Origin of the sequence: Microcoleus sp. A6-C6 (assembly GCF_036705955.1) — a bacterium.
Taxonomy (GTDB): Bacteria; Cyanobacteriota; Cyanobacteriia; order Cyanobacteriales; family Microcoleaceae; genus Microcoleus.
Genome location: NZ_JAUBVR010000030.1, coordinates 1 through 20,492, shown reverse-complemented (window position 1 = coordinate 20,492; position 20,492 = coordinate 1). Strand labels below are relative to the sequence as shown.

The 20,492-nt window shown below is 45.1% G+C and carries 24 protein-coding genes; 5 read left to right on the top strand and 19 right to left on the bottom strand.

Going from position 1 to position 20,492, the window contains the following annotated elements:
* Positions 1-39: 39 nt before the first annotated feature.
* The 8 genes from QUB52_RS14170 to QUB52_RS14135 all read right to left on the bottom strand — a co-directional run bounded on the left by QUB52_RS14170 (position 40) and on the right by QUB52_RS14135 (position 8,822).
* A complete protein-coding gene (locus QUB52_RS14170) occupies positions 40-1,920 on the bottom strand; it encodes a two-component system response regulator (RefSeq protein ID WP_332973450.1) in 1,881 nt (626 codons plus the stop codon).
* Positions 1,917-2,411 carry a response regulator gene (locus QUB52_RS14165; protein ID WP_332973470.1) on the bottom strand — a complete coding sequence of 165 codons (495 nt, stop codon included), beginning with the start codon at positions 2,409-2,411 and terminating at the stop codon, positions 1,917-1,919. The genes QUB52_RS14170 and QUB52_RS14165 overlap by 4 nt, the downstream gene beginning before the upstream one ends.
* A gap of 616 nt (positions 2,412-3,027) precedes the next feature.
* On the bottom strand, positions 3,028-5,052 hold the full coding sequence (locus QUB52_RS14160; protein WP_332973448.1) for an ABC transporter ATP-binding protein: 2,025 nt from the start codon (positions 5,050-5,052) through the stop codon (positions 3,028-3,030).
* 216 nt (positions 5,053-5,268) lie between these two features.
* Positions 5,269-5,778 carry a hypothetical protein gene (locus QUB52_RS14155; RefSeq protein WP_265233315.1) on the bottom strand — a complete coding sequence of 170 codons (510 nt, stop codon included), beginning with the start codon at positions 5,776-5,778 and terminating at the stop codon, positions 5,269-5,271.
* A gap of 254 nt (positions 5,779-6,032) precedes the next feature.
* Positions 6,033-6,290 (bottom strand): hypothetical protein, encoded by a 258-nt coding sequence (locus QUB52_RS14150; RefSeq protein WP_265233316.1) that lies wholly within the window; start codon positions 6,288-6,290, stop codon positions 6,033-6,035.
* 93 nt (positions 6,291-6,383) lie between these two features.
* Entirely contained in the window at positions 6,384-6,824 is a 441-nt protein-coding gene (locus QUB52_RS14145) for a DUF3574 domain-containing protein (RefSeq protein ID WP_265233317.1), read from the bottom strand.
* Positions 6,825-7,043: 219 nt separating this feature from the next.
* Positions 7,044-7,409: a hypothetical protein gene (locus QUB52_RS14140; RefSeq protein WP_265233318.1), complete on the bottom strand. Its 366-nt coding sequence runs from the start codon at positions 7,407-7,409 to the stop codon at positions 7,044-7,046.
* 330 nt (positions 7,410-7,739) lie between these two features.
* A complete protein-coding gene (locus QUB52_RS14135; protein ID WP_332973446.1) occupies positions 7,740-8,822 on the bottom strand; it encodes an ABC transporter ATP-binding protein in 1,083 nt (360 codons plus the stop codon).
* Between QUB52_RS14135 and QUB52_RS14130 the strand changes: the two genes are divergently transcribed.
* Positions 8,821-8,994, top strand: a complete 174-nt coding sequence (locus tag QUB52_RS14130) for a hypothetical protein (protein WP_332973445.1) — start codon at positions 8,821-8,823, stop codon at positions 8,992-8,994. The two genes, QUB52_RS14135 and QUB52_RS14130, sit on opposite strands and share 2 nt — an antisense overlap.
* On the opposite strand, the gene QUB52_RS14125 is transcribed toward QUB52_RS14130, so the two are convergent.
* The 7 genes from QUB52_RS14125 to QUB52_RS14095 form a co-directional block, all read right to left on the bottom strand.
* Positions 8,961-9,824 carry a carbohydrate ABC transporter permease gene (locus QUB52_RS14125; protein WP_332973469.1) on the bottom strand — a complete coding sequence of 288 codons (864 nt, stop codon included), beginning with the start codon at positions 9,822-9,824 and terminating at the stop codon, positions 8,961-8,963. The two genes, QUB52_RS14130 and QUB52_RS14125, sit on opposite strands and share 34 nt — an antisense overlap.
* 80 nt (positions 9,825-9,904) lie before the next feature.
* A complete protein-coding gene (locus QUB52_RS14120) occupies positions 9,905-10,804 on the bottom strand; it encodes a carbohydrate ABC transporter permease (protein ID WP_265233423.1) in 900 nt (299 codons plus the stop codon).
* Between the two features lie 181 nt (positions 10,805-10,985).
* Positions 10,986-12,302, bottom strand: coding sequence for an ABC transporter substrate-binding protein (locus QUB52_RS14115; RefSeq protein WP_265233321.1), 1,317 nt, complete (start codon positions 12,300-12,302; stop codon positions 10,986-10,988).
* A gap of 181 nt (positions 12,303-12,483) precedes the next feature.
* On the bottom strand, positions 12,484-12,720 hold the full coding sequence (locus QUB52_RS14110) for a hypothetical protein (protein ID WP_265233322.1): 237 nt from the start codon (positions 12,718-12,720) through the stop codon (positions 12,484-12,486).
* Positions 12,721-12,849: 129 nt separating this feature from the next.
* Positions 12,850-14,268, bottom strand: coding sequence for a DUF4912 domain-containing protein (locus QUB52_RS14105; RefSeq protein ID WP_332973444.1), 1,419 nt, complete (start codon positions 14,266-14,268; stop codon positions 12,850-12,852).
* A gap of 85 nt (positions 14,269-14,353) precedes the next feature.
* Positions 14,354-14,632, bottom strand: a complete 279-nt coding sequence (locus QUB52_RS14100) for a hypothetical protein (protein ID WP_332973443.1) — start codon at positions 14,630-14,632, stop codon at positions 14,354-14,356.
* A gap of 387 nt (positions 14,633-15,019) precedes the next feature.
* Entirely contained in the window at positions 15,020-15,310 is a 291-nt protein-coding gene (locus QUB52_RS14095) for a type II toxin-antitoxin system Phd/YefM family antitoxin (RefSeq protein WP_265233325.1), read from the bottom strand.
* Between the two features lie 128 nt (positions 15,311-15,438).
* Here QUB52_RS14095 and QUB52_RS14090 point away from each other — a divergent pair, with 128 nt between their 5' ends.
* Together QUB52_RS14090 and cysS are read left to right on the top strand one after the other, a co-directional pair.
* Complete coding sequence (locus tag QUB52_RS14090; protein ID WP_332973442.1) at positions 15,439-16,014, top strand: Uma2 family endonuclease; 576 nt, start codon at positions 15,439-15,441, stop codon at positions 16,012-16,014.
* A 71-nt stretch (positions 16,015-16,085) separates the two neighbouring features.
* Positions 16,086-17,615, top strand: coding sequence for a cysteine--tRNA ligase (gene cysS, locus QUB52_RS14085; RefSeq protein WP_332973441.1), 1,530 nt, complete (start codon positions 16,086-16,088; stop codon positions 17,613-17,615).
* Positions 17,616-17,686: 71 nt separating this feature from the next.
* Here cysS and QUB52_RS14080 read toward each other — a convergent pair whose 3' ends face one another.
* Entirely contained in the window at positions 17,687-18,019 is a 333-nt protein-coding gene (locus QUB52_RS14080) for a DUF5615 family PIN-like protein (RefSeq protein ID WP_332973440.1), read from the bottom strand.
* A complete protein-coding gene (locus QUB52_RS14075) occupies positions 18,016-18,246 on the bottom strand; it encodes a DUF433 domain-containing protein (RefSeq protein WP_332966627.1) in 231 nt (76 codons plus the stop codon). Before QUB52_RS14075 ends, QUB52_RS14080 begins: the two co-directional genes overlap by 4 nt.
* A gap of 114 nt (positions 18,247-18,360) precedes the next feature.
* On the opposite strand from QUB52_RS14075, the gene QUB52_RS14070 reads away from it, so the two are divergent.
* Positions 18,361-18,579, top strand: a complete 219-nt coding sequence (locus QUB52_RS14070; RefSeq protein WP_332973439.1) for a hypothetical protein — start codon at positions 18,361-18,363, stop codon at positions 18,577-18,579.
* A gap of 40 nt (positions 18,580-18,619) precedes the next feature.
* On the opposite strand, the gene QUB52_RS14065 is transcribed toward QUB52_RS14070, so the two are convergent.
* On the bottom strand, positions 18,620-19,576 hold the full coding sequence (locus tag QUB52_RS14065) for an alpha/beta fold hydrolase (RefSeq protein ID WP_332973437.1): 957 nt from the start codon (positions 19,574-19,576) through the stop codon (positions 18,620-18,622).
* A 24-nt stretch (positions 19,577-19,600) separates the two neighbouring features.
* Positions 19,601-19,915, bottom strand: a complete 315-nt coding sequence (locus tag QUB52_RS14060; RefSeq protein ID WP_332973436.1) for a helix-turn-helix domain-containing protein — start codon at positions 19,913-19,915, stop codon at positions 19,601-19,603.
* A gap of 80 nt (positions 19,916-19,995) precedes the next feature.
* Between QUB52_RS14060 and QUB52_RS14055 the strand changes: the two genes are divergently transcribed.
* Positions 19,996-20,457, top strand: coding sequence for an AI-2E family transporter (locus QUB52_RS14055; RefSeq protein WP_332973435.1), 462 nt, complete (start codon positions 19,996-19,998; stop codon positions 20,455-20,457).
* Positions 20,458-20,492 lie beyond the last annotated feature (35 nt).

The following is a 20,492-nucleotide window of genomic DNA, read 5'->3' as shown; positions in this document are numbered from 1 at the left end:
GACGAACCCTACTAATTGTAACAGGGTCTTTAGTTCTGGTTAAGCAGTTAATGATGGCAACAACCTTGCAGGCAACATTCTAGCATTGTTTAACAATAGTTGCGTTGCTGTTTGGCTGTCTACAGGCTTAGAGAATAGATAGCCCTGACCCTGTTCGCACCCAAGAAAATGCAATTTTTCCAACTGTTCTAACGTTTCTATCCCCTCTGCGACTACATCCATACCAAAGCTGTGAGCAAGGGTGACAATTGTTTCCACGATTTGATCGCTTTTCTCGGCACTGATGCGGCTAACAAAAGAGCGATCGATCTTTAAAGTATCAATAGGAAACTCGTGCAGACGGCTTAAAGAGGAATAGCCCGTCCCAAAGTCGTCGATGCACAACTTAATACCCAAATTTTTTATTTGCTTCAGTATTGTGGCTTCATAGGTAGATGCTTCTAAAAAGCAGCTTTCAGTAATTTCTAGTTTCAAGCAACCACTTGAAACACCAATATCTTCGATAATTTCTTGCATCCTCTCAACTAGATTAACTTGCTTTAACTGAATTGGCGAAACATTTACATTTACTGTCAAATCAACAGCGTGGGGAAACTGATGCTGCCACAACTGGAGTTGACGGCAAGCCTCCTGAAAAACCCACCAGCCAAGAGAGTTGATAGCTCCAATTTCTTCAGCAAGGGGGATAAATTTCGTAGGGGAAACTAATTCGCCAGAAGTACGAGGCCAGCGCACCAATGCTTCAAAGCCTAAAAGATGACCTGTAGAGAGCGATAAAATCGGCTGGTAGTAAAGGCGAAACTCTTCTAATTCTATTGCTTTCCGCAGGTCGTTTTCAAGCTGCAAGCGCATTGCAGCCTGAGTTTGGAGTGATTTTGTCAAAACTTCATAACGTCCTTTGCCTTGGCTTTTAGCGTGATACATTGCGACATCGGCATCTTTGAGTACATCAGTGGCGCGATCGTAACCCATTGTACTGAAGGTGATGCCAATACTAGCGCCTGTAAATATTTCATATTTGTCAATAGCGAACGGTTTTCTTAAATTTTCCAGGATGCGATCGGCTGCACTTATTGCTTCGCTGGTATCTGTAATATCTTCGAGCAATATGATAAATTCATCGCCTCCTAAACGCGCAATTGTATCAGTTTCTGATAGGCAAATTTGCAGCCTTTTGGCGACATTTTTCAGCAATTCATCTCCTACTAAGTGTCCTAAGCTGTCATTAACAACTTTAAAACGGTCTAGGTCGATAAACAACACTGCATACAAGTAGTCAGAACTCAAATTAGCAATCTCAATTACGCGATTTAGGCGCTGGATAAAATAACCTCGGTTAGGGAGATCGGTCAGAGGGTCGTGAAAAGCATCGTAGCGCAATTTGTCTTCTTTTGCTAACAGCTCTAAATAAGCTATTTGTAATTCACTTAACGCACTTTTTAGCTCAACACTCCGTTTTTCTACACGTTCTTCTAACTGAGAAGTCAGATCGCTCAACAGCGAGTTTTTTTCTTCCATTGTCTTAGTCAAACAGCTCATTTTTAAGTGTAGCTTCAGCCTGACTAATATTTCTTCCTGCTGACATGGTTTAATGATGTAATCGACAGCACCTAAAGACAGACCTTTGACTTTATCAACTGTTTCGGAAAGAGCGCTCATAAAAATTACGGGTATGTCCTTTCTTGCAGGATTGGCTTTCAGCAGTCTGCAAGTTTCAAATCCATCCAGCAACGGCATCATTATATCTAATAAAATGATATCTGGGACTTTATATTCGACTTTTTGTAAAGCGCTTTCCCCATCTGCTGCTACCCAGACTTCAAATCCAACCTCCTCTAAATAATCGGAGAGTACCGCTAAATTAGTGGGGTTGTCATCTACAACCAAAACTATATTTTTTGGCTCGAATTCAAGGATCATGACTTTGCTCTCCTATATTGGTTAATAAATTTTTTCAGTGCTTTTTCTTGAAATCCTTTAGATAATTCCCGTAGCTTGTTAGCAAAAGGTGCGAATTTTTCATCCATTTGTTCTATGCTTGCCGATCGCTTGATAATTCCTTGGAGGTGTCCTTTCATTGCTAGGTCGTATAAAGCTTCAATTTCTGGTGGCGGGGGAGCCACCAGGGAAAGTGAAGGTGAAGGCGAAGGCGAATAATTAACTGCTGCTTTTTCTTGTTCATAAGTCCATTCTATTTGCAAATGTTTCTCTAACTTCTCTAGTAAAATTTCTGCTTGTACTGACTTGGGCAGAAAATCGTCGCATCCAGCTTGTAAAATTTGGTATTTGTCGGCTTCAAAGACACTAGCAGATGTGACTATTATTACTATTTTTTTCAAATCTGCGATCGCGCGCATGCGCCGGATCATTTCAAAACAGTCTAGCACTGGCATCACTAAGTCAGTGATAATTAAATCCGGTTGGCACTAAGCTTTTTCCAAACCGTCTTTACCATTTGTTGCTTCTATAATTTTAAAACCAATTGGCGAGAGCAGGTTAGTAAGAACCGAGCGATTTTCCAACTTGTCGTCTACTATTAAAATTGTCGGCTGCCTCCCGTGTCCAAGTAGCTTGCTTCGCTGCCATGCCAACCTGATAATAAGCTTCTTTTTGAATCTGGTAGTTGGGATTTACTGACAATAGAGCGGTGCGATAACTGAAGTTACCGAAAATAATGGGTTTAAAGCCCCGTCCTTTTAGGACGGCTTTAATTGTGAGTGTAAAGTGTGAAGATGCTTTGAGTGATTTATTCTATAGCCACAATTGACTATAAACCAATACGCTTGGGATAAGACACTCATGGAGACAAAACCCTGTGAAAAACAGATACTGCGATTGCTTCGCTATTCGCTCGCAATGACAAAAAAACATTAACTGAACGGTATTGTGATATAATGGGGATATTTAAGCCGGATTTGGTCTGATTTGTGAAGGTAAAATTAAAAAAATATTTCGTATAAGTTGTAACAAATAGTGCAACAGCAGGCAAGTTATAAATGCTTGCCAAAAAAGGCAGAATGATACAAATCAAGCGTGTTGCGACTCATCGGCAGGAGATAGGGGCTGCTGTGCCAATTGAGATACAGCAGCCGATCGCCCTAATTGCTGTTGCCGAATTCGTTCCAAATTCCCGGCGGGAATAGCAGCTATAAGTTGCTTGGTGTAAGCTTGTTGCGGTTGGCGGTAAATGCGCTCGGCTGTGCCAATTTCCTCGATTTTACCTTTGTTCATGACGATCGCGCGATCGCTCATAAACTTAACCACGCTCAAATCGTGAGAAATAAAAATATAAGTCAGTCCAAACTCTGTTTGCAACTCCTTGAGCAAATTTAAAACTTGCGCCTGCACCGACACATCTAATGCGGAAACCGACTCATCGCAAATAATAAACTTAGGATTCAAAGCCAAAGCTCTAGCAATACAAATGCGCTGCCGCTGTCCGCCAGAAAACTCGTGAGGGTAGCGCCGCATAATATCGGGATTCAAACCCACTCTATCCAACAAATAAGCCGCGCGATCGCGCTGTTCTTTCTGGTTCTTGCCAAAGCGGTGAATTACCATCGGTTCCATCACCGCATCCCCAACACTCAGGCGCGGATCGAGAGAACTAAAAGGGTCTTGAAAGATAATTTGCAAGTCGCGTCGTAGCCACCGCAATTTGCGATCGTACTCTTTTTTGATTCGATAATTAGCCATCCACTGCAATCCCGAACTACTTTTCGCAGGAGGAGTAATTTCTTGACCTTCAAAAAATACTTGACCGCTGGCGATCGGAATTAATTGCAACAAAGCTCTCGCTAAAGTTGATTTACCGCAGCCGGATTCGCCCACCAAACCCAAAGTTTCGCCAGGGTAAACCTCAAAAGAAATATCGTTTACCGCCATAAACAAACCTTTAGTTTCGCCAAACATTCCCTGCATGGGAAAACCTACTCGCAAGTTATTAACAGCTAGCAAAGGCTGGGAAATATTCGGCAGCCGGGGCGGTTTTCCGGCGACAAAAGCGGAAAGTCCGCCGCTGCTGTCGCCGTCTAAATCGATATTTTTCTCGACAATTACCAATTCGCCGCTGGCATTTGTGGTGACATCCATAAAATCGGAAACCGTCGGCAAGCGGCGCATTTGCCGATCGAGAGTTGGGCGGCAAGCTAGCAGACCTTTTGTGTAAGGATGTTGGGGATTGCTGAAAATTTGTTCGATCGCACCACACTCAACAATTTTGCCTCGGTACATCACCGCCACGGTATCGCCAATTTCCGCAATGACACCCAAATCGTGGGTAATAAAAATCATTGCCATGCCTCTAGAGTCCCGCAACTCCCGCAGCAAAGCTAAGATTGTTGCCTGCACGGTTACGTCTAAGGCGGTTGTTGGTTCGTCAGCAATTAATAAAATTGGATTGCAGGAAATGGCCATTGCAATCATCACGCGCTGGATTTGACCGCCGGAGAGTTCGTGGGGATAGCGATCGAGCATAGCTTGTTTTTGGCCGTTGATGAGCTGCATCAAATCGCGATCGTCCTCCCGAACAGCTTCTTGCCGCCGGGCCAAACAGGTTTGCCGGAGTTCTTCGTCGCCCGGTAGCAGCTTCACCTCTTGCAGCAGCGAAGCAGCTTTGCGCCGCGCTGCTGTCTGAGACACCTTTTGGTGCAGACAAATGGCTTCTGTGAGTTGAAATCCGATCGTATAAACAGGATTCAGCGAACTCATCGGTTCTTGAAAAATCGTCGCAATCTGGCTGCCCCGGTAGGTTTGTTTTTCCCGATCGGGCATTTCCAGCAGATTAACCGGCCCATTGCTAGCGCCGTCTGTTGTCGGAGAAAACCAAATTTCGCCCTGAATTTTTGTTGACGAACTCGACAGCAAACCCATTACAGCCAGGGATGTTACCGATTTTCCTGACCCCGATTCTCCCACAATTCCCAGAGTTCGCCCTCGCTTCACCTCAAAGGAAATGCCGTCAACAGCTTTGACTGTTGCGGACGCATTGCCTGCGTCCGCAGATTGAAATTCAACCCGCAGGTTGCGAACTTCTAGGACGGTTTCACTCATGAGGTCTACTGCAAAAATTAAAGGGAGATTAAATGGATTGTAGCAGGGTCGATCGAACGAAGAAGGAAGTTCGGCAACGAAGCAGTGTACGGGATGTAACGGAGGTCAGGAAGAAGGAAGAGGAACTTTTTTGTTGGAACTCCAAACAAAGAAAATTCTTGAATTCTGCCTTCTGCCTTCTGCCTTTTTCCTTCACAAGCCTGTTGCCGAATGCCTTCAATAACCGATGAGTTGAGTGTCGGCGGGCAGTGCAGTGGCCTCGGAGACCTTTTTAAACACCGTTGCCTGTTCGTTTAACGAATTAGGCCGCGCCTGTCCGGGATTCGTGCCTTGCAACTGAAGGCGCATTTGACCTTCAGGAGTTAACTCAAAAACAGTTTCAACGGTTTCTGTGCTGCTGAGGCCGACATCCAAGTGCATCGGTTTTTCACCGAGATTAACTTTGTACCTCATTTCTTTGGCGCGGGCAGCTCCGTCGGGGCCTTTAGCCATGAGGAACAATTTGCCTTCTGGGGCAAAGACGAAGGTGAAAGACTGACCGGATGGGACTGTGCCTTGCCATTGACCTAGGAGTTGCTTGTCGAGGTTGCTAGCTGCCGGAGCTGCTGCTTCAGCAATTGTTGGTGCTGCTGCGGATGCGGGGCCTGGCGTGGCGTTTAAGCTGGCTAGGATGCCGAAGCAAATGCCACCTGCGATCGCTTTACCAATCATTTTTGAATTAGACATGAGACCGATATCAAAATTGGTTGTTTGTTTTGTACACTGTAGCCGTAAAACCGTACTTTGTTTAATTTGAATCCCTTTTGGGAAATAAAATTTATTTAGGTAACATTGCATACAAACCGCTGCAATTTGGGGGATTTGCCGAAAAAGTCGCCTCCAATCTGCTCGTTCGCGATGATTGTGATGGTTCGCCGATGCGTTAGCAATTGCTTGTCTTTAGAGCAAAGCAATCGCGCTGTTTTCGCAGCGGCGGATGTCTAAGATTCTGGTTGAGATTCTGGTTGAGATTCGGGCGTAGATTTCTGTTCTTTTTCAGCGCGTTTCGTTCGCTCCAAAGCCTCTGCGTAAGACCAAGCCACGCTCACAATCAAAGCTTTCCCTATACCGTCCAATTTTTTTTTCAAATCCTCGTTATCCGGCGTTTGGGCTTTTGGGTTGCCATCGTTGGTCATATTTTTGTTTTCTCCCGGGCTGGTTTTTCTGGCGATTTTTTGCAGTGTGCGATCGATACCCACAAATTATGATTTTCATTGCACCCTACTTATCTTTGAAGGTATGACCTTGATTACTACGAATAATATCATAAATACGCTGATTGGATGAGCGAATCAGAAAGAAACCTTAACTTCGCTGGTCGTCCGCAGCACTGACTCCTGCTGAAATCTGCGCTTATAATTTTCGATAATTTCCTGAATAGCTCGATTATTTTTCTGGCTGTTTTCATGAATCAAAATAACTATTTTAGACTTTTCTCGAATCAGAATTCCCGAACTGTTAAGAAACTGCCCGGAGCCGTCTAATACCGTTAGTCCTTCCCGAAAACTAGGGGTAATAACTTCCTTGACAAAATCCTGCCACTCTGATTCAGCAATTGTCTCGCCTCCGGGTTTATTTAAGCCAAAATACAGTTCATCTTTGAGGAAGGTTTTTGGGCTGGCGTTAGTATCGGAAGTTTCGGGAATTTGAGCGCGGGCAATTGTCCCCGGACAAACAGGCACGATCAACAGCAGGCTGGCCAAGCAAAGACTGTTAAGATGTTTGTTCTTCATGTCATTATTTTCACAAATAAGTAGTAGGGTGGGTGAGTGCGATAAATCTTCAAATCTCTACTCTGAGAGTATTGACACTCACGCACCGTCCCAACGATCGCACAATACGGATGCTATCGTTCGCGATATAATTTAACATAAAATTATGCCAACTCAAAAACCCAGTTTCTCATGAGAAACTGGGTTTTTGAGCGTCAGTCGTAGTTTATTTGCGATCGTCTACTTGCTGGCGTCTGGGGTATTATCCTTCAATTCGCGGATACTTCTATCAGCAGTGTCTTGGTACATCTCCCCGAATTCTTTCACGGCTGCTCCCGCCTCTTGCCCAATCTTCTGAAATCTTTCGCCCGGAGAGTCAGAGGTTTCGCGAGCTTCTTTCCTCCATTCCCGAGTTGTTTGGGGTCTTTCGGGATTGTTTAGCTCCGCGTTTGAACCCAGTTGCGTCCCATAAGCTTTGTTACTTCCAGAATCAACATTTGCCGTCAGCAGCATAAAACCGACTAGAACAACACTCAAAAAACTCTTGATTTGAAAGCCCTTAAGCAGGGAACTGATGCGAGCGATAGCTGTAGAAATCAAATTCATCTCGGTAATACTCCCTAAGTTAATTGGTGATAATTTTCAACATTTTTTCATCTAATTGACTCGCTCTAGAATCAGCTAGCGCCAGGGCAAGCCAAACTTAACTGCCACTTGCCATTAGCCACATCAATAGAGTCATAGGTAAGCGATGAATCTGGTAAACACTCAACCAATGTGTCAGTCAATTAGTTTTTTCAAACACAAGTATCACGTTAACAGCAGCAAAACACTTCTACCTCTTACTAAAGTCATAACTTAATTAGAAGCAGAAAATCTATTTTTCAGCACAGGGTTAGACTATTTTCAATCAATCATGTTATATATGGCAAATTATTATTGCAAGCGATCGCCAGTTTTGATATCAAACCAGTGCAGCAAGTGAGGCGGAAACACCAATTCGACAATTTCTGAACTCCACTGGCGGTCATTTGGCAGCAAAACCCGCACAGTTACTGGCTCCAAACCCTTAACTCGGACACTAACTAAATTTTGCATTCCCAAGTTTTCCACTAAATAAACCTCACCTTTAATTGCTTCTGGATTGGGCATCTTGCCAGTCTCTGCATCTGCAAAGCTGAGGTGTTCGGGGCGAATTCCCAAGACGATTTCTGGTGGGACAGTCGGCAGATTTGGCAAAGGAACCCCAGAATCGCCCAACATTGCAAAATTGCCCTGGCATTTAAGCACTAGCAAATTCATTTGCGGGCTGCCCACAAAACCCGCTACAAACTGATTGGCAGGACGGTTATAAATTAAGTGTGGCGGATCTAGTTGTTGCACGCTGCCATTATTAAGAACTGCGACTTTTGTTGAAAGTGTCATTGCTTCGGTTTGGTCGTGAGTAACGTAGACTACAGGGGCTTTTTGGGAGGAAAATAATTGTTTGAGTTCGGCCCTAACTTTTTCTCGCAATAATGCGTCTAGATTGCTCAAAGGTTCGTCGAGCAAAAATACTTCCGGTTGGCGGACTAAGGCGCGTCCTAGGGCTACTCTTTGCCGCTGTCCGCCTGATAATTTCCCTGGTTTGCGATCGGCTAATTCGGTCAATCCGAGGGATGCTGCAACTTCTGTCACTAACCGATTGATTTCGCCGGAGGAGATTTTGCGAAGTTTGAGGCTCGATGCCATATTCTCGTATACTGTCATGTGCGGATATAGCGCGTAACTTTGAAAAACCATTGCAATATCCCGATCGCCCGGTCTGAGATATGTCACATCGCGATCGCCAATTCTAATCTCGCCGCGAGTCGGCTGTTCCAACCCTGCAATCAACCTGAGCGTGGTAGATTTGCCACACCCAGACGGCCCCAGCAATGTCAGAAATTCGCCTTCGCTGACTTCTAAGCTAATGTCTTTTACGGGTACAACTTTGGGGCTGTAGGTTTTATTGAGGTTTTTTAGTTGCAGTTTTGCCATGATTTTTATAAGAAGGAAGAAGGAAGAAGGAAGAAGGAAGAAGGAAGAAGGAAGAAGGAAGAAGGAAGAAGGAAGAAGGAAGAAGGAAAGAAGGGAAGAGGAAGTGTTTAGGATGCTAGGATTATTTAGAGTTACAAATCATCCTTTGACTGCCCCGGCTGTTAAACCTTGAACTATGCGCCGCTGGAACACCAAAACTAGCAAAACTAAGGGTAAGGTTCCTAAAACTGTGGCTGCTGCGATCGGGCCATAGGGAATCTCAAAGACTGACACACCGCTGAGTTGAGCCGTAGCAACGGGAATTGTTTTCATGGATTCGCGAGTTATAAATGTCAGGGCAAATATAAACTCGTTCCAAGCTGAAATAAATGTCAAAATCCCGGTTGTGACTAAGGCGGGAAATGTCATTGGTAGCACGATTTGCCACAGCATTTGAAAAGTGTTGTATCCGTCAACTTTAGCCGCATCTTCTAAATCTTTTGGTAATTGTTGAAAGAAACTCCGCATTACCAAAATTGTCAAGGGCAAATTGATAGCTGTGTAAGGAATAATCAAGGCTAAATAATTATTTCCTAAACTCAAAGCTTTGACTATTTCCAACAAACCCAAAAATAGCAGCACCGCCGGAAATAGCGTCACAATCGTCACAATTGCCAAAATGATTCTCTCGCCCCAAAGCCGCAACCGAGCCAAAGCGTAAGCTGCGGGCGCGCCTACAGCTAAACACAGAAATGTGGAAGTAATGGAAACAAAAGCGCTATTTAAAATGTAAAGTGCAAACGGGCGGCGCTGGAACAAGGAGATGTAATGCTCGAAAGTAATTCGTTTGGGTATGTAGACGTTGGGAATTGCTGAAATATCTGCATTTACTTTGAAAGATGTCAGTACCTGCCAGATGATGGGTGCGAGGAAATATGCGACAATTAATATCGCTGAGATGGGCAAGATTAATTGCCGGATGTTAAATGTTTTTTTTCTGGGGTGTTCGCGGGCGATCGACATAATTTTTTGTACCAATGAAAGGAAAGCGATCGGCTATTCGGCATTTAGATTGATTTTTTTGGGGTGTGCGGGCGACAAATCTACAATTGACTGGCGCGGGCTCTGGATAATAGATAAGCGGCGATCGCAACTGCGGCCACTAACAGCAAAAAAGTACACACCACCAAAGCCGCCCCGTACCCAAAGTCTAAATACCTCATTACCGTGCTGTAAATGTAGATAGAAACCGTCTCCGTCGCCCCCGCCGGCCCCCCTCCCGTCATCACCTGAATCAAGTCAAAAATGCCGAAAGCTTGGGCAAATCGAAACAGCAAAGCAATCACAATTTGGGGCATCAACAGCGGCAATGTAACTTGACGGAAACTCTGCCAGCTACTCGCGCCGTCAATCGCGTGGGCTTCGTACAAATCACCGGGAATCGATTGCAATCCTGCTAGCAAAAGCAAGCTGACAAAGGGTGTAGTTTTCCACACATCCGCTGTAATCACTGCCATCATTGCCAAAGTCGGATCTCCCAGCCAGCTAATACTATTTTTAATCAATCCCAAGCGGAGCAAAATATCATTAATTACGCCGTATTGGTCGTTAAAAATCCACGCCCAAGCTACTCCCATCAGTGCAGTTGGTAGCGCCCAAGGCAGCAGGGAAATTGTGCGGACAATGCCACGCCCTGTGAAAGATTGATTCAAAACTAAAGCAATACCCATGCCGAGAATTAATTCCAGCACAACGGAAGCGCTAGTAAATACTGCGGTATTCCCTAAAGTTTGCCAGAAACGCCCGTCACCTACAATTCGACTGTAGTTAGCAAAACCAGAAAAAACCAGTTTTAATTCAGTACCGAGATTTTGGGTAAATAAACTCAGCCAAAAAGCACGCAATATTGGGTAAGCAAATACTAGCAGCAGAATTATCAATGCTGGTGCTACTAATATCCATCCGGTTTGTTGTTCGCGCTGTCGCATCTTGTCTAATTGCATATTTCTCACCTTTAATTTATTTTTGGGCGGGCTAGGAGCAACGCCCCACAATTGAATTAACTTTTTGTGGAACAGGCATCTTGCCTGTTCGGGCGGGCAAGATGCCCACCCCACAATAAAAAAATTCACTCTTTGTGGAACAGGCATCTTCCCTGTTTCTGACAGAGGCAAGATGTCAAACTTACGAAGCTTTGGCTGGTTTCAAACTGCCTAATAAATTGCGAGTTTCGCTAGCTGCTGCTTTCATTGCTTGTTCTGCACTCATTCTCCCGGTAAAAGCAGAACTCAAATAGCGCTGCAAAATATCAGAAGCTTGAGCGTATTGTGCGATGGGCGGGCGCAAAACTGGCTGTTCCACTACTTTTAGCAGTTGCGGGTAGTGGGGATATTTTGCGACTATTTCTTTGTCTGTAAATAGAGATTTGTAACTGGGAACTAAACCTGTTTCTAAAATAAATTTACGCTGGGTTTCTTCGCTAGTAAGGTATTTAATTGCTTTCCATGCTTGTTCTGGATGTTTTGAAGTTTTGGCGATTCCCCAGCCCCAGCCGCCCAAGCAGGAACCGCCTGTTTTACCGATACTGCTGAGCATTGGCTCGATCGCAATTTTGCCTCTCACCTTAGATCCCTCAGCATTTGCTAGCTTCCAAACATAGGGCCAATTTCGCAAAAACAGCGCTTTCCCATTTTGAAACAACAGCCTAGTTTCTTCTTCGCCGTAGGTAGTAACACCCGGTGGAGAGATGCCAGAGGCGATCGTATTTTTGAGAAATTCCACTGCTTTAATTGCCTCCGGTTGATCTAACCCAACTTCAAAAGTTTGAGGGTTAGCCCAAAAGCCACCGAAACCGGAGAGCACTTCGACAAACATCGCAGATACTCCCTCGTATTGTTTGCCTTGCCACAAATAACCCCAAGTTATTTTTCCCTGTTTCTGCAAATTTTGAGAGATTTTTACCATTTCTTCAAAGGTTTTCGGCGCTGGAATTCCCGCTTGTTTTAAAATGTCTTTGCGGTAATAAAGCATTCCGGCATCGGAAGCGTGGGGAATTCGGTAAAGTTTGCCTCGATACCGCCCGCCTTCGACGTTACCTGGGATGAACTTTGAAAGTTGTGCGGGGGAAATTCTGTCTGTTAAATCCATTACCCAACCTGCGGCGGCAAATTTGGGAACCCAAACAATATCCATGTTGATAATGTCGTAGGGCGAGTCGCCTAAAAGAAAGGCAGATGTATAAAGATTTTCTACCAGGTTTGTGTCAAATGGCCCTTCTACGAGATTGATGCGAATATCGGGGTTTTTCTGTTCAAATTCTTTGACAAATGGTTTCCAGTTAACAATGTCTTGGCCTTGCATTAACATGGTGAGCACGACGGGCTGTTTAGTCAGTGCGGGCAGAATGAATACAAACAAGACGGCGGCTAATGTGACGGCGAATAAAGCTAAAAGACGGGGGTGTTTTTGCCTTCGCTGGGGCGGAGAATTTATTTTTGGCATTGGCTTTTGAGAAGTGGCTGTGCGATCGCCTTATTGATTTCATAACTTGCTTTCTTTTGTTTCACGAGATTTAGCGAGTTTGTGCAATAAAAATTTAAGTAAACTTTAGCTTACTTAATAATCGTTGAGTGAAGAGTGCAAATTTTGATTTAACGAGATAGCTCGCGAGTTGAATCAACATCTATCTACAGACAGATATTGAGAGCATTATCAAATATCGTTTCCGCTGGCATTTGGCATGGGCATGATTCAATCGTTGGGGCGGTGCGTGAGTGATAGTATCGGGGTCTGGATTTAAAGATTTCTCGCCCTCACGCACCCTACAAATCAATAATTCTTCTTCCTTCTTCCTTCTTCCTTCTTCCCTCTTCCTTCGGATACAAAAAACACCGCTCCTCAAAACAGGAGAACGGTGCATAGGGGGTGTTATGGGTTGTTGTCTGGGATTAACCTTAACAAATCATGATCTGCTCAGGCTATGCCTTGTGATGGTTAAAAAATTGGCACAAACCTGCACAGCTACCCGGATCGCGATCGACCATTACTGTTAGCCCAACCACTCCACAACAGCATCTTCCTTGGTATTGGTGTGGCGTTCTGGGGTTTCGCGCTCGAATTTCATGTGGACAGCGCGGTTTTGTTCGCCGTCTGCTGCTACTGCAAAAATCGGATAGTCGATTAAGCCGTCTTGGAAAGACATCTGGAAGCGGAAAGTACCGTCAGCATTGAGTTTAATCGGCTGTCCGCCTACATAGACGGTGGCGTCTGGTTCGGTAGCGCCGTAAACTATCAGTTCAGCGTCAGCAACTAACCAGAACTGGCGGGGGCGCATCGGGGTGGCAAAGCCAACTCCCGACATACCGACACCGGACATACCGAAACCCGACATGGTGAGGCCGGACATCCCGACACCGGACATGGTGAGGCCGGACATTCCGACACCGGACATACCGACACCCGACGCGGTGAGGCCGGACATTCCGACACCGGACATTCCGACACCGGACATGGTGAGGCCGGACATCCCCGCCCCAGCCCACATTCCAACGCCGGAGGGGAATACGTAGGAACTCAAAGCTTGTTCGTGAATGCCGACTTGCTGGATGGAACCGGCGACTTGCTGGATGGAACCCGCGACGTGCTGCATGGAACCGAAGATGGAACCATCTACACGCATGGATTCTGCCGATTCTGCCATGCCGAAGATTTGTTCGTAGATGGCGTTGCCGGTGCTGTAACCAACACTCGCGCCGTTGGTTTGTGCGATTTTCTTGGCAGGGGGAACCAGTTCGGCGAAGGTTTTGCCCGCTAAGTCTTCTTCCCATTCGAGGGTGATGAATTGGTCTTCAATCCAGTCGCTGGGATAGATGGGCGGGACTCGGACTTCGGCCGATCGCGCTAATACCAACCAGCGGCCGTCTGCACAGCGGTAGCCGATGTCGATCGCATAATCCCGATCGCTGACTGGGATTGGCACGTACCATTCCCGCGCCAGTTCGTCGCAGGGATATTCTTGAATGCTGTGGGGGCTTTGGATGTCGAGGTTAACATCTGTCACGTCGTAGATCCGCAGGGCGAGTTGCTGTCCGCCTTGGCGGCGCAATTCTTGTTTGTGATCGTTCGAGATGTCCCAATAAGTGTAGGCCCATTCTGGATCGCGGGGCATCAAAACAACTCGACTTTCGCCGTAGCCGTTGGGCAAATCTGCTAAACCTTCATCTACAGACGACAAGGAACCGCCTGTTCTATCTTCTTGACCGAGTTCAAACTTTGCTGCTTCCACTGCTTCTTGTGCCTCTAGTTTGCGAGATGGACTGTATGAAAATTTGTTGCGCTGAATTTCTTGAATTGATGCCAGAAGTTGCGATTTCCGCATCCGGCTGTAGCGAGACACTCCACATTCGCTAGCAACTCTGCGGAGTTGTCGCAAAGTCATCTCTTCTAATGGTGGGCGTTCTTTTGCCATGAGTTTGTTCTCCTCTAATTTGGGATGGCGGGTTAGATTTTTCGTTTCAACACAAATGTGTTGACTTTTCGAGCTAGAAACTCTTTTAAATGCAAATATTATCGAGCTTCTGGATCTCTCCAACCTTTGAAGCCTTGCTGGTTTTTAGCTTGTCTTGTCCCCAATTGCGATCGGGGTTTGTGACTTTTTGGGCTTCTGCGCGCACCGTCGGATCTAAATAAAGCTTTATCTGTCGATTCTTGATTGACAAGATCGATTTTGCGAGTGCGATCGGTGCTGCTAGCAACGCTGTGCCGGCAGCACACGCGTTATTTGACTCCCAGAGTTGCTCAATCAAAGCATTTCTTTGGGATCGCTTTGTCATGACTCAATGTTGCAGACAACTTGCGATCGGGTCAAGGGGTCTTTTGCCTCAATCATGGGTACTTATACGCATTTTGGGGCATCTGGGGATCAATATGTCAAAATTTGATGACAATAGAATGCTTATGGGGCTCTATCACGAACAAAATGTCAAGGTTTCATGACAAAATGCTCCCAGGGGGCGATTTCCTTTGGGATAGTTCCGTTTCAAGGGTTTGTTGATGAGTCTGGGAGTAGCTGTAGGGTGCGTCGCCATTCACAATCCCTTGCATAAAAATCGACTTTTCGAGTAGCGACGCACCAGTGCCATAGCCGCCGAGTATAAACAAACCCAAAAATTATGTTGTAGCAAGACTTCAGAGAAATGGCATAGCTTGATATTTCTGATTCATTGCGGATTGTCTAGCTGATCAAACAGTTGATTAAAAAAATCTTCTACTTTTTGCCCTTGGCCTCGATCCATTTGTTCCAAACCCAGTTTAATTCCCTTTAAAGTCTCCAATAACTCAACCGCATCTAAAAGTTTCTGATAGGATTCAGCATCTTGAACAACTAACTCTGCTTTCCCATTGACAGTTAGAACTAAAGGATGTTTTGTTTGCTTGAGGCGCTGCACAAACTCAGTCGTATTACGTTTGAAATCGGTGAGAGAATGTATGTCTCTTGAAAGGTTTATCATAATAACATTAAATTAGCATCTAATTCAATGTTATATGGTATTTGCGGAGTTTGTCAATCAAATTTTGATAGTAAAAAAAAACTGTGACATAATAGAATAGGTAATAGCCGATCGCGAGGCCGCACAGTATGCTCAAAACTACCATTACCATTCCCCAGACCTTCAAAGTAACTCACGAACAGTTCCAGCAAATTGCGGCCGTCAACCGTGACTTAAGGCTAGAGAGAACTGCTACAGGAGAATTAATCATTATGGCACCCACTGGAAGTGAGACAGGCAATCGAAACCTAGATATTGAAGGACAACTCTGGCTGTGGAATCGCCAAACCAAGCTGGGAGTAGCATTTAACTCTTCTAGCGGTTTTAAACTGCCCAATGGTGCCGATCGCTCCCCAGATGCTTCCTGGGTTAAATTAGAAAGGTGGCAAACTCTCACACCCAAAGAACAAGAAGGCTTTGCTCCCCTTTGTCCAGACTTTGTTGTAGAATTGCGATCTAAGTCTGACAACATGGAACCATTGCGAGAAAAAATGCGAGAATACATCACAAATGGAGCTCGTTTGGGTTGGTTAATCGATCGCAAAAACCAGAAAGTCGAGATATACAGACAAAATCAGGATGTGGAAATATTAGATCGTCCCAGGACTTTATCCGGGGAAGATGTGTTACCGGGATTTGTCTTAGATTTAACAGATGTTTGGTAGCGACACCGAAAGATTCACCAACCGCAATATAATAAATTAGAGCAGTACATTAATCCCAAATCCAAAATCCCATGCCCCTAACGCTTTACAACAGCTTGACCCGCCGCGAATCACCTTTCGAGCCCCTCGAACCCTCAAAGGTGCGGATATACTGTTGCGGCGTTACGGTGTACGATTACTGCCACGTCGGCCACGCCCGCGCCTACATTGTTTGGGATATGGTGCGCCGATATTTGATGTGGCGCGGATACGATGTGCGCTACGTTCAGAATTTTACAGATATTGACGACAAAATTCTCAACCGCGCCCGCGAAACAAATTCCACAATGGAAGCCGTAGCCGAACGCTTCATCAAGGCATATTTGGCCGACATGGATAAGCTAAATATTCTCAGGGCTGATGAATATCCCCGCGCCACACACTCAATGGACGGCATCAAACGGCTGATTCACGAATTAGAAAACAAAGGCTTTGCTTATGCTTCCAGCGGCGACGTTTACTACAGCGTTAAAAAGTTTTCCGATTACGGAAAATTTTCCGGCCGCAAGTTAGAAGAAATGGCAGCAGGGGCTAGTGGTAGATTAGAAAATGCCGAAATAGAAGCTCAAAAAAAGCAAGATTCCTCTGATTTTGCCCTGTGGAAAAGCGCTAAACCCGGTGAACCTTTTTGGGAATCATCTTGGGGAAAAGGTCGCCCCGGATGGCACATTGAATGTTCAGCGATGGTGCGCGATTGCTTGGGCGAAACTATTGATATTCACTGCGGCGGTTCCGATTTGATTTTTCCGCACCACGAAAACGAAATTGCTCAATCTGAAGCCGCGACTGGCAAGTCTCTGGCTAATTATTGGATGCACAATGCTTTTGTGACTGTCAATGGCAGAAAGATGTCGAAGTCTTTGCACAATTTTATTACAATTCGCGATTTGTTGGAGGGGAATTGGTCGGGCGATTCTGAATCTGACCCCCCCCAGCCCCCCCTTGCTAAGGGGGGGAGTAAGAGTAATAAGTCAAAAGCGGTGGAACCGATGGCGGTGAGGCTTTTTGTGTTTATGGCGCAGTATCGCAGTCAGATTGATTTTACAGAAGAGGCGATCGCATCTGCTAGAAATGGCTGGAATACGATCAACGAAGGCTTGCTTTTTGGGCTCCGATATGCCGATAAACTGAATTGGGATGTTGAGAAAACCGGACAAGATACCAAAGCTGTGCAGGAATTCCAAGCAGCGATGGATAATGATTTTAATACTCCGGCTGCTTTGGCTGTTTTGTTTGAATTGGCTAAGGAGTTGGGTAAGGAAAGCAATATTTTGGTGCATCAAGGCAAAACTGACACTTCGCCGGAATTGTTGCAGCTTCATTGGCTGACTTTGGTGAGTTTGGCGGGGGTTTTGGGCTTGGAAGTTCAGCCGGAAGCTGACAGCAATGATGCTGTTGATGGTTTGAGTGATGCTGAGATTGAAGTGATGATTCAGCGGCGGAAGGATGCGCGGATAGCTAGGGATTTTGCTGAGGGCGATCGCCTTCGCAATCAACTTAAGGATAATGGGATTACTCTAATCGATCAAAAGGATGGTACTACCATCTGGCACCGTGGTTGAAACTCAATTCATAGTCTGCGGAGGAGGACTTCGTTTCTGTAAACGGGATTTCAATCGCCGATTGACTTACATTAATACAGTTCAAGACAATCTAATGCGGTATCCTCCATGAATTCTTGAATTGTTTCAACTCCAGACCGAAAGATTGTTTCCACCTTACTTGTCGGTGCATTACCGCATCGCAGCCAAATCACTTTTGGAGGTGATCCGTAAAGACGGCTTCGTTCAGCAAAGTCCGCATCCTGCGTTACAATACAAAAGCCTTGAGCCTTTGCAAACTCCCAAATCTCGCTATCATCTATTTCGGTTAGATTGTGGAACTGAACATGACTAGAGTCAGGAAAAATATCTGCAAGTCGAGTTACCAGTTTCCGGCTTAAGTTTTGGTCAAACAGCAGTTTCAAACGCCACCTACCACGGCAATCAGACAGCGTTCTCGGTCAGCAGCGAATTCTAAACACGCTCTAATGTCTTCCTCCGTCAACTCTGGAAAATCGTCGATAATTTCTGCATGAGACATTCCCGCAGCCAGCCAACCCAACACATCATAAACGGTAATTCGCATTCGCCTGATGCAAGGCTTTCCACCGCGTTTACCTGGTTCGATCGTAATGATGTTGCGATAGCTCATGACAAGACCGAGTTGAGTACACTTTTCTTTAAGTTTAGCGTAATTTTGGAATAAGCGATACAATTTAGTAAGCTTCGCCATTTGTTCAAGCATCAGAGGTAATAGCCTAGCTTTATGAATACCCTCAACCAAGTGCTAGAAACTGCTTTGCAACTGTCCTATGAACAGCAGGAAATGTTGATAAAAACCCTGCAAAACCGTCACCGCGAGAGAATCCGCGCCGAAATAGCTGCGGATGCTCAACAAACCTTAGCGGATTTCCGTACAGGCAAATTTCGACACGAGTCAGCCGAGGATGTTATTGCAACATTACGTCATTCTTTGGACGATTAACTGTGTCAGTTATTATTAGATAAAAACTCCACAGATAGATTTAATTTTTATTTAACTTATCCACAAACTCGGCAACAGCCGCGACAAATTCTGTGGTGGATTCATAGGGCAAAACATTGCGCCCCGGCATTAATAAACCCTCTGCCTTGGAAAAGTTAGCCAAATATTGCGCTAATCTTTCCTCTGGTTTTTCTTCTTTACCCGATTGACTGATGCTTGAGGCTTTTTCCCCCATGACAATCAGTGTAGGTTGATCGCACTTTTGAATCGTACTGCTGTAATCCTTGCGCCAAAACCCGGCTAAAAACGAGTAAACTGCGTGGCGGCTGTCAGGATTTGCCGCCCCAGCCTGCAAAGCCTCCAACCATTCGCTGTCAACTTTTGCCGCATCGCCAAACAGTTGTTTAACAGAAAAAGATCGCAAAAATTCAGCGCGTCTGGCGTAGCGATAAAAAGCGTTTCCCAAGGGAGAATCTAACAAATTCCAGACGATTCTTTGCTGTCTGTCTGTCGAATGTTTGTTCATCACCGCCCAAGCTGGAGGCCCGGCGAGGACTAATCCGTGTATTAAATTAGAGTTGCTTTCCTGCTGGATTTTTGCTAATTCCAAGGCTACACACAGTAAAGCACCTTGCACGAGGACGATCGCAGGTTTTTTTACTACAGTCTCCAAGAAAAACTGCAACTGTGCCGCCCAATCGTCAGGATAGCAAGCCACAGCAGGCATTTCGCAATCACCGCATCCCAAAAGATCGGGGTTGTAAATCGGATTTGTGTTGCCCGATTTGTACCAATCTTCGCAAAATCTCTGCCAAAATACTCTTGACAATCCAACTCCTACGGGATGGATTAATAACAAAGGGATACTATTTTCGCTTGCAGTATTTGGGTTGTAAACATCGTAAGCACAGCGATAATTTTGCCATTCATAAAACAGCGTTGGTGATTTTATAGACGAACTGGGGGATAATTGTGAGGTTGAATATTGCGGTTGCATATAAGTTTTTTAATTTTTTATGTACTATGCTAGGACAATGCGAGTTTGACCTTGGACATTTGGTTGGGAGTGGGCAATACGAATCTCTACATTGCTGCCGAGTGCGTTGATAAAACGAAATAGGCTTTCTATAGAGAAGTCTGATAATTTACCGCGCATCAATGCTGATATCTGGGGTTGAGTGATTCCTAAAATCTTTGCTGCTTCAATCTGGGTTACTTTGCGTTCCGAGATTAACTCACTGATTTGATGAGCTAGTTCTGCCTTAATCAATAGTTCATCAGGATTCGGGAACCCTAAGTCCGCAAAAATATTCCCACTGCTTGAAAGCACTTTCATTGTCTTATTTATAATTTATATCGTATAGTTTATTATAACATCAAGGGTAACAGATTCGGCAACAATATAATTACTCAATCATGTCAGAACAGCGGATTACCATTTCTATACCAAACTTGCTGCTCATTGTAGCATCGTCCTTGCTGCTAGTGCTGCTGTGGCAATTACGCAGCCTGCTAGTAATTCTGATGATATCAGTCGTGCTCGCCGCTTCGATCGTGCCGATCGTCAATTGGGCCGAAACCATGCGCCTCCCCCGCTGGCTGGCGGTGATTCTGGTTTATCTAACTCTGATCGGCGGATTCAGCGGGACTGTAGTGTTAATCGGCCCGACAATCATCGAACAAATCCAGTTACTCGTGCGACTGTTACCAGTTTACGCTGAAAGCCTGAAAACCTTAGCAACTAATCTATTGAGTGGCCTAACCGACGATGCCCCAACCTTGGTTGGTCAGTTGGTGGACACTCAATCGCTGACGAATTGGCTGATTAGATCTAGCGGTAGTAATAAATATGTAGTGAAATTTAATTACAGTAATTGAATACATAGGATAATTTTATAACTCACACAATCAAG

Coding starts and splice junctions, on each gene's coding strand:
- QUB52_RS14120 (WP_265233423.1), bottom strand. CDS start 10,804: ATGCAATTAGACAAGATGCGACAGCGCGAACAACAAACCGGATGGATA.
- QUB52_RS14110 (WP_265233322.1), bottom strand. CDS start 12,720: ATGCACCGTTCTCCTGTTTTGAGGAGCGGTGTTTTTTGTATCCGAAGG.
- QUB52_RS14145 (WP_265233317.1), bottom strand. CDS start 6,824: ATGAAGAACAAACATCTTAACAGTCTTTGCTTGGCCAGCCTGCTGTTG.
- cysS (WP_332973441.1), top strand. CDS start 16,086: ATGCCCCTAACGCTTTACAACAGCTTGACCCGCCGCGAATCACCTTTC.
- QUB52_RS14055 (WP_332973435.1), top strand. CDS start 19,996: ATGTCAGAACAGCGGATTACCATTTCTATACCAAACTTGCTGCTCATT.
- QUB52_RS14155 (WP_265233315.1), bottom strand. CDS start 5,778: ATGTCTAATTCAAAAATGATTGGTAAAGCGATCGCAGGTGGCATTTGC.
- QUB52_RS14135 (WP_332973446.1), bottom strand. CDS start 8,822: ATGGCAAAACTGCAACTAAAAAACCTCAATAAAACCTACAGCCCCAAA.
- QUB52_RS14160 (WP_332973448.1), bottom strand. CDS start 5,052: ATGAGTGAAACCGTCCTAGAAGTTCGCAACCTGCGGGTTGAATTTCAA.
- QUB52_RS14105 (WP_332973444.1), bottom strand. CDS start 14,268: ATGGCAAAAGAACGCCCACCATTAGAAGAGATGACTTTGCGACAACTC.
- QUB52_RS14125 (WP_332973469.1), bottom strand. CDS start 9,824: ATGTCGATCGCCCGCGAACACCCCAGAAAAAAAACATTTAACATCCGG.
- QUB52_RS14070 (WP_332973439.1), top strand. CDS start 18,361: ATGAATACCCTCAACCAAGTGCTAGAAACTGCTTTGCAACTGTCCTAT.
- QUB52_RS14130 (WP_332973445.1), top strand. CDS start 8,821: ATGATTTTTATAAGAAGGAAGAAGGAAGAAGGAAGAAGGAAGAAGGAA.
- QUB52_RS14065 (WP_332973437.1), bottom strand. CDS start 19,576: ATGCAACCGCAATATTCAACCTCACAATTATCCCCCAGTTCGTCTATA.
- QUB52_RS14170 (WP_332973450.1), bottom strand. CDS start 1,920: ATGATCCTTGAATTCGAGCCAAAAAATATAGTTTTGGTTGTAGATGAC.
- QUB52_RS14115 (WP_265233321.1), bottom strand. CDS start 12,302: ATGCCAAAAATAAATTCTCCGCCCCAGCGAAGGCAAAAACACCCCCGT.
- QUB52_RS14140 (WP_265233318.1), bottom strand. CDS start 7,409: ATGAATTTGATTTCTACAGCTATCGCTCGCATCAGTTCCCTGCTTAAG.
- QUB52_RS14090 (WP_332973442.1), top strand. CDS start 15,439: ATGCTCAAAACTACCATTACCATTCCCCAGACCTTCAAAGTAACTCAC.
- QUB52_RS14095 (WP_265233325.1), bottom strand. CDS start 15,310: ATGATAAACCTTTCAAGAGACATACATTCTCTCACCGATTTCAAACGT.
- QUB52_RS14075 (WP_332966627.1), bottom strand. CDS start 18,246: ATGAGCTATCGCAACATCATTACGATCGAACCAGGTAAACGCGGTGGA.
- QUB52_RS14100 (WP_332973443.1), bottom strand. CDS start 14,632: ATGACAAAGCGATCCCAAAGAAATGCTTTGATTGAGCAACTCTGGGAG.
- QUB52_RS14060 (WP_332973436.1), bottom strand. CDS start 19,915: ATGAAAGTGCTTTCAAGCAGTGGGAATATTTTTGCGGACTTAGGGTTC.